Raw genomic sequence first — 13,784 nt, forward strand, 5'->3', positions numbered from 1 at the left:
GGACGCTCGGGAACGGGGGTGGGGCGGCACCGAAGGGGGGAAAGCAGGACGTAAGCCGGGTTCTGTTCCGGGTGGGGCGGACCCTGCCCGGGGTGATCATCTGTCTGGGACCGCCGTCTCCGGCGGCCTCGAGCGGCGCACTTGGGGCGGGACCGGTGTCATGGCCAACCGTTGGTCCCTGGGCCTTGCTCCCGGCCGGGGTTTACCGAGCCAGCACCTCTCGATGCTGCTGGTGCGCTCTTACCGCACCTTTGCACCCTTGCCTGTGCTCGTCTCCACCGCAGCGGAAGCGGAGCCATCGGCGGTGTGTTTCTGTGGCACTCTCCTCACGGTCACCCGCACTGGGCGTTACCCAGCAAGCCTGGCCATTGGGGAGCCCGGACTTTCCTCAACCGGGCTGGGGCGCGGCCCGCAGGCCTGCCTCACCCGATCGCGATCACCTCGCCTGCTTTCGGTCTCCATGATGCCTGCCGGGCTGTTGGGAGGACCCAGCCGGGGGCCGGTCGCATAATGGCGGCGCCGGGGGCTGTAGCTCAGCCGGATAGAGCGACGGTTTCCTAAACCGTAGGTCGTGGGTTCGAGTCCCGCCAGCCCCGTGAATGCTGCCCTGTCGCTGGTCCGGTAGTGGACGCTACGGGTAGTGCCATGGCGATCCCGTCCACTGCCGCTAGCGTAGTGCCAGTCGCGGGATGCCGATGACGCCCCTGCATGATCTGCGCCTGCGCCTGCTGGTGCAGCAGGAGAGCGAGCGCCTGGCGGATGGCCAGCTCGATGAGATCGATCTCTCGGTGGTGCAGGCCCGCTGCCTCTGCTGGCTGGCCCTGCTGGCCGAGGCCCACGAGGAGCAGGCCGGCGATGCGGAACGCCGCGGCGACACCGAGCAGGCCATGGGCTGGTTCGCCGACTCCATGCGCCTGCGGGATGTGATCCAGGTGGTGAGTTCGATCGAGATCCCCCTGCCCGCCGCCTGCGACGACGACGGCGATGCAGGCGAGGGCGGCCGGAACCTGGCGGCCTGAGGCCCGCCGGGCCACCCTCCCTGGCCCTCGGTGTCATGATGGGGATTGACTTCCCTGGGGAGCGCGGTGCCCGAAGAGCCCTGCCAGTGCCCTGATTGCCAGCGGTTCTATCGGGAACACGACCGATTGATCCGTGAGAATCCCACCTTGCGGCAGCAGCAGGAGCTCAACTGGGCTGCGCTGCAATCGTTCCGTACCCTGGCGGGCCGGGTGATGGAGGAGCTCCAGAAACAGGCCGATGCCTCCGGTGACGGTGCGGCCCAGGGGGCCTCATCCACCGCCGAGGCGGGTGGCGCCGCCGTGGTACCCGATGGCCCCCCCGAACCGGATTCGCTTCAGCAGGCCATGGCCGACCTGGAGAACATCAACGCCCACCTCTTCTCGATCGAGGCGCTGATGGAGCGCATCTTCGATGTGCGCATGCCGGAGGAGGTGGAGCAGAAGTTCCGCGAGGTGGCAGGCGAGCTCGCTCCCGATCCCCTCAATGCCGACCGCCTGCGGCTCAACCGGCTGCTGCACCAGACCCCGGATCTGCCCGATCGCAGCTGAGCCGAGTGCAGCTGGGCTCAGCCGGGGTCGTCCTCGATTTCACAGGTGATCGTCACCGGGAAGGGTGACGCCTGCCAGATCTTCTCGGCGTACTCACGGATGGAGCGGTCGGAGGAGAAGAAGCCGGTGCGGGCGGTGTTCAGCAGCGACATGCGGTTCCAGCGTGAGCGATCGCCCCAGGCCTGGCCCACGGCGCCCTGGGCGCGCAGATAGTCGTCGAAGTCGGCCAGCACGAAGAAGGGATCGCGGCCGGTGAGGTTCTGCAGCAGCGGGCGGAACAGCTCGCCGTCGCCGTTGCTGAAGTGCCCCTGCTCCACCAGCCGCAGCACTTCGGCCAGCTCCGGCATCGTGCCGATCAGCTCCCAGGGGCGGTAGCCGGTGTCGTGCAGCGCGTTGATCTCGTCGGTGGTCTTGCCGAACAGGAAGAAGTTCTCCTCCCCCACCTGCTCCCGGATCTCCACGTTGGCGCCGTCGAGGGTGCCGATCGTGAGAGCCCCATTCATGGCGAACTTCATGTTGCCGGTGCCGGAGGCCTCCTTGCCGGCGGTGGAGATCTGCTCGGAGAGATCGGAGGCCGGATACACCCGCTCGCCCAGCTTCACGTTGTAGTCGGCCAGGAAGATCACCCGCAGGCGGCCGTCCATGTCCGGGTCGGCGTTGATCGTCTCGGCGATGCCGTTGAGGAAGCGGATGATCAGCTTGGCCATGTAATAGCCGGGCGCGGCCTTCCCGCCGAAGATCACCGTGCGGGGCGGCAGGTCATCCCCGTCGCCGTTCTTGATGCGCAGGTACTGGGCGATCACCTGCAGGGCATTGAGGTGCTGCCGCTTGTACTCGTGGATCCGCTTCACCTGCACGTCGAACAGGGATGAGGGATCCACCAGCACGCCGTTGTGGCGGTGGATGTAATGGCTGAGCTGGGTCTTCACCGCCAGCTTGGTCGACTCCCAGCGCTCCAGGAAGCTGCTGTCCTCGGCGAAGCGCTCCAGTTGCCGCAGCTGCTCGAGATCCTTCACCCAGCCCTCACCGATCGCCTCGTCGAGCAGCCCGGCCAGCTGCGGGTTGGCCAGGGCCATCCAGCGCCGCGGCGTGACGCCGTTGGTCACGTTGGTGAACTTCTCGGGCCAGAAGGCGGCGAAGTCCGGGAAGAGGTCAGTGGTCACGAGCCGGCTGTGCAGCGCGGCCACGCCGTTCACGTGGTGGGAGCCCACGGTGGCGAGGTTGGCCATCCGCACCGCCTTGCCGCCCTGTTCGTCGATCAGCGACATCCGCTCCAGCACCCCCTCATCACCGGGGTAGCGGATCCGCACCTGCTGCAGGAAACGGCGGTTGATCTCGTAGATCAGCTCCAGGTGGCGGGGCAGCAGTGACCCGAACAGGTCCACTCCCCACTTCTCCAGGGCCTCGGGCAGCAGGGTGTGGTTGGTGTAGGAGAGAGAGCGGGTGGTGATGTCCCAGGCGGCCTCCCAGGTGAGCTGCTTCTCGTCGATGAGCAGCCGCATCAGTTCGGCCACCGCGATCGAGGGGTGGGTGTCGTTGAGCTGCACGGCCCAGTGCTCGGGAAACTCCTCGAGCGGCAGACCGCGGCCCTCGAGGCTGCGGATCATGTCCTGCAGCGAGCAGCTCACGAAGAAGTGCTGCTGCTTGAGCCGCAGGCGACGGCCCTCGTCGGTGCCGTCATTCGGATAGAGCACCTTGGAGAGGGTCTCGCTGCCCACCTTCTCCTCCACGGCGCCGTAGTAGTCGCCGATGTTGAAGGCGTAGAAGTCGAAGGATTCGGTGGCGTCGGCGCGCCAGAGGCGCAGCCGGTTGCAGGTGTTCACCCGGTAGCCCAGCACCGGCACGTCGTGGGGGATGCCGATGGCGTGCTCGGCGGGGATCCAGCGCACCCGCTGGTCGCCATGGGTGTCGCGGTAGGTCTCGGTGCGGCCGCCGAACCCCACGAAGCAGGCCTGATCCGGCTGGGGCAGCTCCCAGGGCCAGCCGGCCTTGAGCCACTTGTCGGTGATTTCCACCTGCCAGCCGTCGCGGATCAGCTGGTCGAAGATGCCGAACTCGTAGCGGATGCCGTAGCCCGAGGCCGGAATCTCCAGCGAGGCCAGCGATTCGAGGAAGCAGGCCGCCAGGCGGCCGAGGCCGCCGTTGCCCAGGCCGGGCTCCTCCTCCACATCCAGGATCTGGTTGATGTCCTCGATGCCGAAGCGGCGCAGGGCCGCCGCCGCCGACTCCTGGATGCCGAGCATCAGCAGGTTGTTGCCGAGCTGGGGGCCGATCAGGAACTCGGCCGAGAGGTAGGCCACCACCCGCGCCGGCGAGGCCCGCAGGGCCTCGAGGCCGGCCAGGTAGCGGGTCATCAGCCGGTCGCGCACGGCGTAGCTGAGGGCCACGTAGAGGTCGTGGCGTGTGGCGGTGGGGGCGAGCTTGCCGAGGCTGTAGAAGAGGTGTTCGGTCATGCCGTCGAACACGTCCTCCGCCTCTGCACCGCTGCGGTGGGGATCGGCGTAGCAGCCGGGTGTGGGCAGGCGCAGGGTGCGGGGTCGGATGGTGGTCATGCCTCGGGGGTGCTCCAGCGCCAGTTGGTGATTTCAGGGGCATCCATGCCGTGTTCATGGGCATGGGCGCGGTTCGCCAGGATGGCGTTCTTCATGCGTTCCTTCACGTGGGCCGCTCGTGAGCCCAGGGATGGCACGCGGTCGATCACATCGATCACCAGATTGAAGCGGTCGATCTGGTTGTTCATTGCCAGCTCCAAGGGTGTGTTGATGTTGCCCTTCTCCTTGTAACCGCGCACGTGGAAGTTGCGGTGGTTGGTGCGGCGGTAGGTGAGCCGGTGAATCAGCCAGGGATAGCCGTGGAAATTGAACATCACCGGCCTGTCGGTGGTGAACAGGCTGTCGAAATCCCGATCGCTGAGGCCATGGGGATGCTCGCTGGGTTCGGTGAGGGCGAACAGCTTCACCACGTTCACCACCCGGATCTTCAGCTGCGGGCACTCCCTCCGCAGGATCTGCACCGCCGCCAGCGTCTCCTTGGTGGGGATGTCGCCGGCGCAGGCCATCACCACATCGGGGTCATCGGGCTCGGTGCCGTGGTCGTCGTTGCTGGCCCAGCTGATCAGGCTGATCCCCTTGGCCACGTGGCGACGGGCCTCCTCCAGGCTGAGGTACTGCAGGTGCTTCTGCTTGTCGCTCACGATGATGTTGCACACGTTCGTCTCCAGCAGCGCCTCCTCGGCCACCGCCAGCAGGGTGTTGGCGTCGGGCGGCAGATACACCCGCACCACCTCGCCGCTCTTGTTGCCGGCCAGGTCGATGAAGCCCGGGTCCTGGTGGGTGAAGCCGTTGTGGTCCTGGCGCCACACCGTGGAGGAGATCAGGCAGTTCCACGACCCCACCGGAGCCCGCCAGGGGGCGTGGTGGATGCAGCTCTCCAGCCACTTGGCGTGCTGGTTGAACATCGAGGCGATCACGTGGGCGAAGGCCTCGTAGGTGTGGAAGAAGCCATAGCGGCCGGTGAGCAGGTAGCCCTCCATCATCCCCACGAGGGTGTGCTCGGAGAGCATCTCCACCACCCGCCCCTCCCGGGCGAGCTCGCTGCCGTTCATGTCCTCCGGCAGGAAGTCCTCCATCCACACTTTCTTGCTCACCGCGTAGATGGCCTGCAGCCGGTTCGAGGCCGTTTCATCGGGCCCGAACACCCGCAGGGAATCGGGGTTGCGGGCGATGGTGTCGCGCAGCAGAGCCCCCAGCGGGGCCGTGTTCTCGTGCTCGCCATGGCCGGGCTGGTCCACCGCCACCGCATAGGTTTCGATCGGAGGCAGGCGAAGGCTGCGGCGCAGCTGGCCGCCGTTGGCATGGGGGCAGGAGCCCATCCGCCGCGGCCCCTCGGGGGAGAGGGCCTGCAGCTCCGGCAGCAGGGTGCCCTCGCCATCGAAGAGCTCCTGCGGCCGGTAGCTGCGCATCCAGCCCTCGAGCATGGCCAGCTGCTCGGCGTCGTGCTTCGGCCCCGGCAGCGGCACCTGGTGGGCACGCCAGAAGTTCTCCAGCTTCTGGCCCCGCAGGTCATGGGGGCCGGTCCAGCCCTTGGGGGAACGCAGAACGATCATCGGCCAGGCCGGCCGCACCGCCTCGCCGCTGGCGCGGCACTGCCGCTGCACCCGCTGGATCGCGTCGACGGCCTGGTCCATGGCGGCGGCCATGGCGCGGTGCATGGCCATCGGCTCATGGCCCTCCACGAAGATCGGCTCCCAGCCGTAGCCCCGCAGCAGGCTGGCCAGCTCATCCCGCGGGATTCTGGCCAGCAGGGTGGGGTTGGCGATCTTGTAGCCGTTCAGGTGCAGCACCGGCAGCACGGCGCCGTCGCTGATCGGGTTGAGGAACTTGTTGATGTGCCAGGAGGTGGCCAGGGGCCCGGTTTCCGCCTCGCCATCCCCCACGCAGGCCAGGGCGATCAGCTCGGGGTTGTCGAACACCGCGCCGCAGGCGTGGGAGAGCACGTAGCCGAGCTCACCGCCCTCGTGGATCGAGCCGGGGGTCTCCGGGGTGCAGTGGGAGCCGATGTGGCCCGGGAAGGAGAACTGCTTGAAGAAGCGGCGCATCCCCTCGGCGTCGAGGGAGATGTCGGGGTACACCTCGCTGTAGCTGCCGTCGAGATAGGTGGGTGCCAGCACCCCGGGGGCGCCGTGGCCGGGCCCGGAGAGGTAGAGCATCTCCAGGTCCCGCTGGCGGATCACCCGGTTGGCGTGGGCCCAGATGAAGGCCTGGCCGGGGCTCGAACCCCAGTGGCCGAGCAGGCGGTTCTTGATGTGCGCGCTCTGGAGCGGCTCGGTGAGCAGGGGATTGTCCTGCAGGTAGATCATCCCCACCGCCAGGTAGTTGGCGGCCCGCCACCAGCGGTCGATCAGCTCCAGCTCCTGCTCCGAAGGGGTGGAGGAGGGGGCCGGCAGGCTGCTCGCGAGAAGGGGGATGGCGGTGTCGGTGAGCTCGCCCATCGCTCTCAGCTCGCTCCAACGGCGTCATCGGACGGTAGCGATGGTTGCCACGCCCAAGGGCATGCGCTGCCTAGGTATCTGCGTCCGAACACAGGCAGCGGCGGTACCGTCGGCGCCATCCGCAGACCCCCATGACCGTGCCAGCCCTGTTGCTCGAAGTGGGCAGCCACCAGCTCGAGGTGGCCGAAACCCTGATCTCCGTCGGCGAATTCCTCGTGATCTTCGTGGCGGCGCGCATCCTGGCGGAGCTGATGGTGCGCATCCAGCTGCCCACGATCCTGGGGGAACTGGTGGCCGGCGTGCTGATCGGCGTGTCGGGCCTGCACCTGATCGTGCCTCCCGACACCCAGGCCCAGCTGAGCGCCTGGGGCCTGTCGCTGCTGGGGTCCCTCTCGGATCTCACCCCGCAGGCGGTGCAGGGGCTCTACGAGGAAACCTTCCCCAACCTGCAGGCGGTGTCGGAGATCGGGCTCTATGCCCTGCTCTTCCTCACCGGCCTCGAGAGCGAACTCGATGAGCTGGTGGCGGTGGGGGCCCAGGCCACCACGGTGGCGGTGACCGGGGTGGTGCTGCCCTTCGCCCTGGGCACCCTGGGGCTCTACTACCTCTTCGCTGTGCCGCTGATCCCGGCGGTGTTCGCCGGGGCGGCGATGACGGCCACCTCGATTGGCATCACCGCCAGCGTGTTCGGCGAGCTGAAGTTCCTCAAGACCCGCGAAGGGCAGACGGTGATCGGTGCCGCCGTGCTCGACGACATCCTCGGCATCGTGATCCTGGCGGTGGTGGTGAGCCTGGCGGGCGGCGGCGGCTTCAGCCTCGGCCCGATCCTCAGCCTGGTGGTGGCCGCCGGCGTGTTCGTGGCCGCGGCCCTGTTCCTGAGCCGCACCGCCGCCCCCGCCTTCGACTGGATGCTGGATCGGCTCAAGGCACCGGGAGAGGTGGTGGTGGCCTCGTTCGTGGTGCTGTCGCTCTCCTGCTTCGCCGCCCAGGCGATCGGCCTGGAGGCGGCCCTGGGGGCCTTCGCCGCCGGCCTGATCCTGAGCGGCTCCAAGCACAACCACGCCATCCAGGGCACGGTGCAGCCGCTGGTGGCCCTGTTCGCCACGATCTTCTTCGTGCTGATCGGCACCGGCATGGACCTCTCGGTGCTCAACCCGCTCGAGCCCGCCAACCGGGAGGGGCTGATCATCGCCGCCTTCCTGCTCACGGTGGCGATCCTGGGCAAGGTGGCCGCCGGCTGGAGCTACCTGAGCAAGGAGAAGACGAACCGGCTGGTGGTGGGTCTGGGGATGATGCCCCGCGGCGAGGTGGGTCTGATCTTCCTGGGCCTGGGCAGCCAGGCCGGCCTGCTGAGCAAGCCGCTGGAGGCGGCGATCCTGCTGATGGTGATCGGCACCACCTTCCTGGCTCCGGTGCTGCTCAGACTGGTGCTCGGCGGCCAATCCGGAGGACCTGACCTTGACCCCCTCGCCGAAATCCCCACCTGATCGCTCCCCCGCCCCAGGCCAGCTGCTGCAGCGCTGGGGCCTCACCTGGGCCGGCTGGCGCGACAACCGCCGCGGCGAGTGGTGGCTGCTGGCCCAGGTGCTGCTGATCGCCGCCCACCTGCTGCCCCCCTGGCCGGCGCCGGGGGCCTGGGGCTACGCCTGGCCCCTGCCCGTGGCCATCGGTGGCGCGGTGCTGTTCCTGGTGGGGCTGGTGCTGGCGCTCCAGGGCTTCCTGAACCTCGGCCCCAGCCTCACGCCCCTGCCCGAGCCGATGCCGGGCGCCGAGCTGGTGACCAGCGGCGCCTACGCCCGCTGCCGCCACCCCCTCTACCAGGCGGTGCTGCTCTGCTCCCTGGGGGTGACCCTGGCCCTGGGCAGCCTGCTGCACCTCGGCCTGCTGCTGGCCCTGGCGGCGGTGCTGGGCGGCAAGGCCCGCCGCGAGGAGCGCGCCCTGGCCGCCGTGCATCCCGACTACGCCGCTTACCGCGCCACCACGCCGGCGATCATTCCTCGTCTTCCCTGGCTCGACTGGCGAACGCTGTGAACAGGCCCCACACCACGGCGATCAGGCCGAGGCTGGAGGCCCAGCTCGGCCCCAGCGCCAGGCCCAGCGCCAGCTCGGTGAGAACGCCGAGCGCCAGGGCCAGGGCCAGGCTGGCCACCACCAGCAGCAGCTGCTGCACCCCGTCCGGCAGGGAGCCGGCCGCCAGCACCTGCTCCAGGCGCCCCAGGGGCAGGTAGAGGGCCAGGGCCCAGAGGGCGATGCCCGGGGCCAGGGCGATCCAGTCGACGCTGGTGTAGGGCAATGGGAACCGGCAGGGCTCCCTAGCATCGACCCTTCCCTGCCCACCTGTGGTGCCCGACCAGCCGACAGCCCCTCCGACGGTCCTGCCGACGGCCCAGCCCTGGAGCCACCGGGGCCACTCCGTGCACGCCGTGGTGGCGGCGCCGGAGCAGCCGCAGGGGCCGGCGGTGCTGCTGGTGCACGGCTTCGGCGCCTCCACCGACCACTGGCGCTACAACATTCCCGCCCTGGCCGCCAGCCATGAGGTGCATGCCGTGGATCTGCTGGGCTTCGGCCGCAGCGCCAAGCCGGTGGGGCTGCCCTACGGCGGCACCCTGTGGCGCGATCAGCTGATGGCCTACGTGGCCGAGCGCATCGGCCGGCCCACGGTGCTGGTGGGCAATTCCCTGGGAGGCTTCGCGGCCCTGGCGGCCGGAGCGGCCCTGGGGGAGCGGGCGGCCGGGGTGGTGCTGCTCAACGCAGCTGGACCCTTCAGCGATGAACAGGCGCCGCCCCGCGGCTGGGGGGCGATCACGCGGCAGACGATCGGCGCGGCCCTGCTCCGCAGCCCGGTGCTGCAGAGGCTGCTGTTCGAGAACCTGCGCCGGCCGGCCACGATCCGCCGCACCCTGAACCAGGTGTACCTGGACCGCACCAACGTGGATGACGCCCTGGTGGAGGCGATCCGGCGGCCCTCCCTCGATCCGGGTGCCTTCGGGGTGTTCCGCACCGTGTTCGACATCCCGCGCGGCCAGCCGCTCGATGAGCTGTTCGCCGAGCTGGGCTGCCCGCTGCTGCTGCTCTGGGGCATCCGTGACCCCTGGATCAACGCGCCCGGTCGCCGCGCCGCCTTCCAGCGCCATGCCCCGGCGGGCACCACCGAGGTGGTGCTGGAGGCGGGCCACTGCCCCCACGACGAGGTGCCCGCTCAGGTGAACGCTGCCCTGCTGCAGTGGCTGGCGGGGCTCAACCCGCCGGCTGCGGAGCCTGACCCCCAGGCGGTGCCACGCCCGGCAGACGACCCCTTGCCAGCTGCTGCTTCGGATCGAACTGCCGCTTGACGGCCTCGATCAGCGGCCGTGAGGGGGCATCGAGCCAGGCCGGCAGGGCACAGCCGGCCGGCTGGCGCAGCACGGTGACCATCCCACCGGCGGCCTGGCAGTGGCGCCGCAGGGCTTCCACCCGGTGAGCGGGCACGGCGTCGGATCCCCAGGCGTAACCGAGGCCGCTGCCAGCGCCCAGCACCAGCTCCAGACCCGCCAGGGCCGGTGTGGCCATCAGGGCGGGCACCTGATCGGGGCGCACGCCGAGCCGCAACAGCCAGGCCGGGGCGGAATCGCGCTCATTTCGGGAGCCGCCCCGGGCACCCGGGGTGGTGGCCACCGCCAGGTCCTCCGCCCCCAGGCGGCTGCAGGCCAGGTTCGGGCCGGCCTTCTCCTCGATGCAGGCGATCTGCTCCTGCAGGGTCTCGGCGCTGATGCTGGCCAGGCTCACCAGCAGGCTGCCGCTGGCTGGATCGCCTGCGGGGCCGGCGCTCGTCTGGCGCTCCCAGTCGACGCGCTCCGGGCTGAGGCTGGAGGCCAGCAGCCAGCGGCTGAGGTCGGCCAGGGCCGTGCCGCTGCCGTGGAGCCGCAGGCCCTGGCGGTGGGGCGGGATCGGCTGGGTGCGCAGGGTCACGGCGGTGATCAGGGCGAGGGAGCCCCAGCTGCCGCACAGCAGCCGCATCAGGTCGTAACCGGCCACGTTCTTCACCACCTTGCCGCCGGCGCGGGCGGCCACGCCGTCGCTGCGCAGCAGGTGAATGCCGATCAGCTGGTCGCGCACACCCAGGTAGCGCTGCCGGTAGCCGCCGGCCTGGCCGCGGGCCACCAGGCCGCCGATCGAGCCGGACCCCTCGCCGGCCGGGCCGCTGCCCCAGGGCCAGTCCACGGGCAACCACTGCCCATGGTGGGCGAGGGCCTGCTGCACCGCCACCAGTGGTGTGCCGGCCTCCACCGTGATGGTGAAGTCACCGGGGTTGTGCTCGAGGATCCGGTTCAGCCGCGCGCAGCTCAGGGCCGTGTGGGAGGGATGCACTGGCGGCCCCCAGTCCAGCCGGCTGCCGAGCCCGGCGGGCAGCCACGGCAGATTGCGCTCGTGCAGGTCCTGCACCAGCTGCGGTAGCTCGCGGGTCTCGGGGGTGATCACGGCACGATGGTGCCATGAAGGTTGTGGTGCTCGACGACGACCCCACCGGATCGCAGACGGTGCATGGCTGCCCGCTGCTGTTGCGCTGGGATCCGGCGACGCTGCGGCGGGGTCTGGCCCACCCCTCGCCCCTGCTGTTCGTGCTGGCCAACACCCGCGCCCTGGCACCGGCCGCGGCGGCGGAGCGGGTGGCTGACATCTGCCGGGCGTTGCGCCAGGCCGTGGCGGCGGAGCAGGCCGATGGCCGCTGCCACCACTGGTTGATCGTGAGCCGGGGCGACTCCACCCTGCGCAGCCACTTCCCGCTGGAGTGCGACGTGATCGCCAGGGAGCTGGGCGGTGAGGGCGGCGGGCCTCCGCAGGGGTTCGATGCCACGTTCCTGGCGCCCACGTTCCTGCCGGGGGGCCGCACCACCGTGAACGGCGTGCATCGGCTGAACGGGGAGCCGGTGCACACCACCGCCTTCGCCCGCGACGGGCTGTTCGGCTACCACAGCAGCGATCTGGCGGCCTGGGCGGAGGAGAAGAGCGGGGGCCGGATCCCGGCGACCAGCGTGGAGCGGCTGGGCCTGGCCGAGCTGGACGCGGCGTCGGCATCGGCCGGGGGCCACAGGGCGCTCTGCGCCCGGCTGGCGGCGCTGGAGGGCAACCGGCTGGTGGCGGTGGATGCGGAGCGGCCGCGGCAGCTGGCGGCCCTGGGAGCCGCGGTGCGGGAGCTCACGGCGCCATCCGCTTCCAGGCGCTGGGGCCGGCCGCGGTGGTTCCTGTTCCAGTGCGCCGCCAGCCTGCTCAACGGCCTGGTGGAGCTGCCCCCCCAGCCCCTCGATGCCGCCGGCCTGGCCGCCCTGCGGCGTGAAGGGCCCGAGGGCCCCCTGCCGGGGCTGGTGCTGGTGGGCTCCCATGTGCCCCTGGCCGATGCCCAGCTGGAGGAGCTGCTGAAGGAGCCGCACTGCGCGGCGGTGGAGCTGCCGGTGGCCCGGCTGGCTCGGGTGCTGGAGGGTCCGGCGCCGCGGGAGCTGCTGGCCTCGCTGGAGCGGGCCTGGCACGAGCAGCTGGAGGCCTGCCTGGCGGCCGGCCGTACGCCGGTGCTGCACACCAGCCGCGGCGAGGTGCGCTGCGCCAGCGCCGCCGAACGCAGGCGGCTGGGCACGGCCCTGGCCGCCCTGATGGCCCGGCTGGCCGGGGCCCTGGCGCCGCGGCTGGGCTACGTGATCAGCAAGGGGGGCATCACCACCCAGGCGCTGCTGGGCGAGGGGCTGGACCTGGCGGCCGTGGAGCTGCAGGGCCAGCTGCTGCCGGGCCTCTCTCTGGTGCTCACCCCTGACGGTGCCGCGGCGGCGCGGCTGCCGGTGCTCACCTTTCCGGGCAATCTCGGGGAGGCGGGCACGCTGCGGCAGGCGTTTAGGCTGATGGAGCGGCTTCCACGTCCCGGCGGGGAATGAGCAGGCCCACGGCGGCCAGGGCGAGGGCGGCGAGGCTGTTGGTGGTGTCCTGCAGCAGGGCCGTGGCCAGGAAGGCCGCCGACACCAGGGCGATCAGCAGCGGCGCCAGCGGGTAGGCGGGCAGGTGGAACGGCCGGGCCAGCCCCGGCTCCCGCAGCCGCAGGGTGACCAGGGCCGCAATGCCCACCAGGGGCAGGCACACGTAGAGAAAGGCGGCCATGGCCAGCAGGTGCTCGAAGGAGCCGGCCAGCACCAGCACGGCGGTGAGGCCCAGGGTGAGGCCGAGGGCGCCGGTGGGGGTGCCGCCCGGGTTCACCGCCAGGGCGGTGGTGGGGAAGAGGCCGTCGCGGCTGAGGCCGTAGAGGATGCGCGGGGCGGCCATCACCACGGTGTTGATCAGCCCCAGCAGGGCCACCAGGGCCACGCCGGTGATCAGCAACCCGCCGCCGGCGCCCGCCAGCAGCCGGGCGGCATCCGCCGCCGGCAAGGCGGAGCCCGCCAGCTGGGCGGGCGTGAGCACGTGCAGCAGGGCGCCGTTGATCAGCAGGTAGAGCGCCAGCACCGCCAACACGCCGCCGATCAGGGAGCGGGGCAGGTCCTGGGCGGGATCGGTGAACTCCTCCGAGAAATAGATCGGGCTGGCCCAGCCGTCGTAGGTGGTGATCACCGGCTGCAGGGCGGCCAGCAGGGCCAGGCTGAGGCCGCCCCAGGCCAGAGGCGGCGGCGCCGGCCCTGGCACGGCGGGATCGAGCACGGCCTCCGCGCCCGAGAGGCCGGCGCCGCTGGGCAGCAGGAAACAGGCCAGCACCAGGGCCAGGAAGGCGGCCGCCTTGGCCAGGCTGAGCAGTTCCTGGCTGGCGCTGCCGGCCTTCACACCGCGCCACTGGATCAGGCCGAAGGCGGCGATGGCCAGCAGGCTGATCAGCTGGGATGGCAGCGTCACGGCGGGCAGCAGCAGGGCCAGCAGCTCGCCGGTGGTGGTGGCCACCCAGGCCAGGCCGATGCAGTGGGCCACCCAGTCGGTCCAGCCCACCAGGCCGCCGGCCCGCAGGCCGAAGGCCCGCTCGGCGTACACATACCAGCCGCCGGCCCTCGGCAGGCTGCTGGCCAGCTCCGCCACGCACAGGGCTCCGAGCACGGCATAGAGCCCGCCCAGCAGCCAGGCGCCCAGGATCAGCCAGGGGGCGCCCAGCTGGGCCGCCACCAGGCCGGGCGTCACGAGGATGCCGGCGCCGATGGTGCCGCCCACGGCGCCGGCCAGCCCGAAGCCCAGGCCCAGCACCTGCTGCAGCTTGCCGGGGGCGGGGGAGGTCATGCGGAGGGCAG

The 13,784-nt window shown here is 70.9% G+C and carries 11 protein-coding genes, 1 tRNA gene and 1 other RNA gene; 7 read left to right on the forward strand and 6 right to left on the reverse strand.

The features are described 5' to 3' along the window. Positions 1-36 precede the first annotated feature (36 nt). An RNA gene (gene rnpB / locus CPCC7001_RS14170) (RNase P RNA component class A) lies at positions 37-452 on the reverse strand. Between the two features lie 70 nt (positions 453-522). Here rnpB and CPCC7001_RS10550 point away from each other — a divergent pair. The 3 genes from CPCC7001_RS10550 (at position 523) to CPCC7001_RS10560 (ending at position 1,568) form a co-directional block, all read left to right on the forward strand. Continuing rightward, a tRNA-Arg gene (locus tag CPCC7001_RS10550) sits at positions 523-596 on the forward strand. A 99-nt stretch (positions 597-695) separates the two neighbouring features. After that, complete coding sequence (locus CPCC7001_RS10555) at positions 696-1,019, forward strand: hypothetical protein (RefSeq protein WP_043369953.1); 324 nt, start codon at positions 696-698, stop codon at positions 1,017-1,019. 66 nt (positions 1,020-1,085) lie between these two features. Next, complete coding sequence (locus tag CPCC7001_RS10560; RefSeq protein WP_043368967.1) at positions 1,086-1,568, forward strand: hypothetical protein; 483 nt, start codon at positions 1,086-1,088, stop codon at positions 1,566-1,568. 17 nt (positions 1,569-1,585) lie between these two features. Here CPCC7001_RS10560 and CPCC7001_RS10565 read toward each other — a convergent pair whose 3' ends face one another. Both CPCC7001_RS10565 and CPCC7001_RS10570 read right to left on the reverse strand, forming a co-directional pair. Further along, positions 1,586-4,120 (reverse strand): glycogen/starch/alpha-glucan phosphorylase, encoded by a 2,535-nt coding sequence (locus tag CPCC7001_RS10565; protein ID WP_006909279.1) that lies wholly within the window; start codon positions 4,118-4,120, stop codon positions 1,586-1,588. After that, positions 4,117-6,558, reverse strand: coding sequence for a phosphoketolase (locus tag CPCC7001_RS10570; RefSeq protein ID WP_006910821.1), 2,442 nt, complete (start codon positions 6,556-6,558; stop codon positions 4,117-4,119). The genes CPCC7001_RS10565 and CPCC7001_RS10570 overlap by 4 nt, the downstream gene beginning before the upstream one ends. Positions 6,559-6,689: 131 nt before the next feature. Here CPCC7001_RS10570 and CPCC7001_RS10575 point away from each other — a divergent pair, with 131 nt between their 5' ends. Both CPCC7001_RS10575 and CPCC7001_RS10580 read left to right on the forward strand, forming a co-directional pair. Beyond that, positions 6,690-8,045, forward strand: coding sequence for a cation:proton antiporter (locus CPCC7001_RS10575; RefSeq protein WP_006909894.1), 1,356 nt, complete (start codon positions 6,690-6,692; stop codon positions 8,043-8,045). Beyond that, on the forward strand, positions 8,017-8,589 hold the full coding sequence (locus CPCC7001_RS10580) for an isoprenylcysteine carboxylmethyltransferase family protein (RefSeq protein WP_006911225.1): 573 nt from the start codon (positions 8,017-8,019) through the stop codon (positions 8,587-8,589). The genes CPCC7001_RS10575 and CPCC7001_RS10580 overlap by 29 nt, the downstream gene beginning before the upstream one ends. Here CPCC7001_RS10580 and CPCC7001_RS10585 read toward each other — a convergent pair. After that, on the reverse strand, positions 8,549-8,851 hold the full coding sequence (locus CPCC7001_RS10585) for a hypothetical protein (RefSeq protein WP_006910834.1): 303 nt from the start codon (positions 8,849-8,851) through the stop codon (positions 8,549-8,551). The two genes, CPCC7001_RS10580 and CPCC7001_RS10585, sit on opposite strands and share 41 nt — an antisense overlap. 49 nt (positions 8,852-8,900) lie before the next feature. On the opposite strand from CPCC7001_RS10585, the gene CPCC7001_RS10590 reads away from it, so the two are divergent. Next, entirely contained in the window at positions 8,901-9,890 is a 990-nt protein-coding gene (locus CPCC7001_RS10590) for an alpha/beta fold hydrolase (RefSeq protein ID WP_050757231.1), read from the forward strand. Here the strand turns inward: CPCC7001_RS10590 and CPCC7001_RS10595 are convergent. Continuing rightward, positions 9,796-11,016: an FAD-binding oxidoreductase gene (locus CPCC7001_RS10595; RefSeq protein ID WP_006911183.1), complete on the reverse strand. Its 1,221-nt coding sequence runs from the start codon at positions 11,014-11,016 to the stop codon at positions 9,796-9,798. The genes CPCC7001_RS10590 and CPCC7001_RS10595 overlap by 95 nt on opposite strands. Positions 11,017-11,030: 14 nt before the next feature. Here CPCC7001_RS10595 and CPCC7001_RS10600 point away from each other — a divergent pair, with 14 nt between their 5' ends. Then, complete coding sequence (locus CPCC7001_RS10600) at positions 11,031-12,458, forward strand: four-carbon acid sugar kinase family protein (RefSeq protein ID WP_006911697.1); 1,428 nt, start codon at positions 11,031-11,033, stop codon at positions 12,456-12,458. Here CPCC7001_RS10600 and CPCC7001_RS10605 read toward each other — a convergent pair. Continuing rightward, positions 12,418-13,773, reverse strand: coding sequence for an APC family permease (locus CPCC7001_RS10605; RefSeq protein WP_006911465.1), 1,356 nt, complete (start codon positions 13,771-13,773; stop codon positions 12,418-12,420). The two genes, CPCC7001_RS10600 and CPCC7001_RS10605, sit on opposite strands and share 41 nt — an antisense overlap. Positions 13,774-13,784 lie beyond the last annotated feature (11 nt).

Source organism: Cyanobium sp. PCC 7001, from assembly GCF_000155635.1.
GTDB lineage: Bacteria > Cyanobacteriota > Cyanobacteriia > PCC-6307 > Cyanobiaceae > NIES-981.

Excerpts from the sequence above, each read along its gene's own strand:
- CPCC7001_RS10555 (WP_043369953.1), top strand. The coding sequence starts at position 696 with ATGACGCCCCTGCATGATCTGCGCCTGCGCCTGCTGGTGCAGCAGGAG.
- CPCC7001_RS10565 (WP_006909279.1), bottom strand. The coding sequence starts at position 4,120 with ATGACCACCATCCGACCCCGCACCCTGCGCCTGCCCACACCCGGCTGC.
- CPCC7001_RS10570 (WP_006910821.1), bottom strand. The coding sequence starts at position 6,558 with ATGGGCGAGCTCACCGACACCGCCATCCCCCTTCTCGCGAGCAGCCTG.
- CPCC7001_RS10575 (WP_006909894.1), top strand. The coding sequence starts at position 6,690 with ATGACCGTGCCAGCCCTGTTGCTCGAAGTGGGCAGCCACCAGCTCGAG.
- CPCC7001_RS10600 (WP_006911697.1), top strand. The coding sequence starts at position 11,031 with ATGAAGGTTGTGGTGCTCGACGACGACCCCACCGGATCGCAGACGGTG.
- CPCC7001_RS10605 (WP_006911465.1), bottom strand. The coding sequence starts at position 13,773 with ATGACCTCCCCCGCCCCCGGCAAGCTGCAGCAGGTGCTGGGCCTGGGC.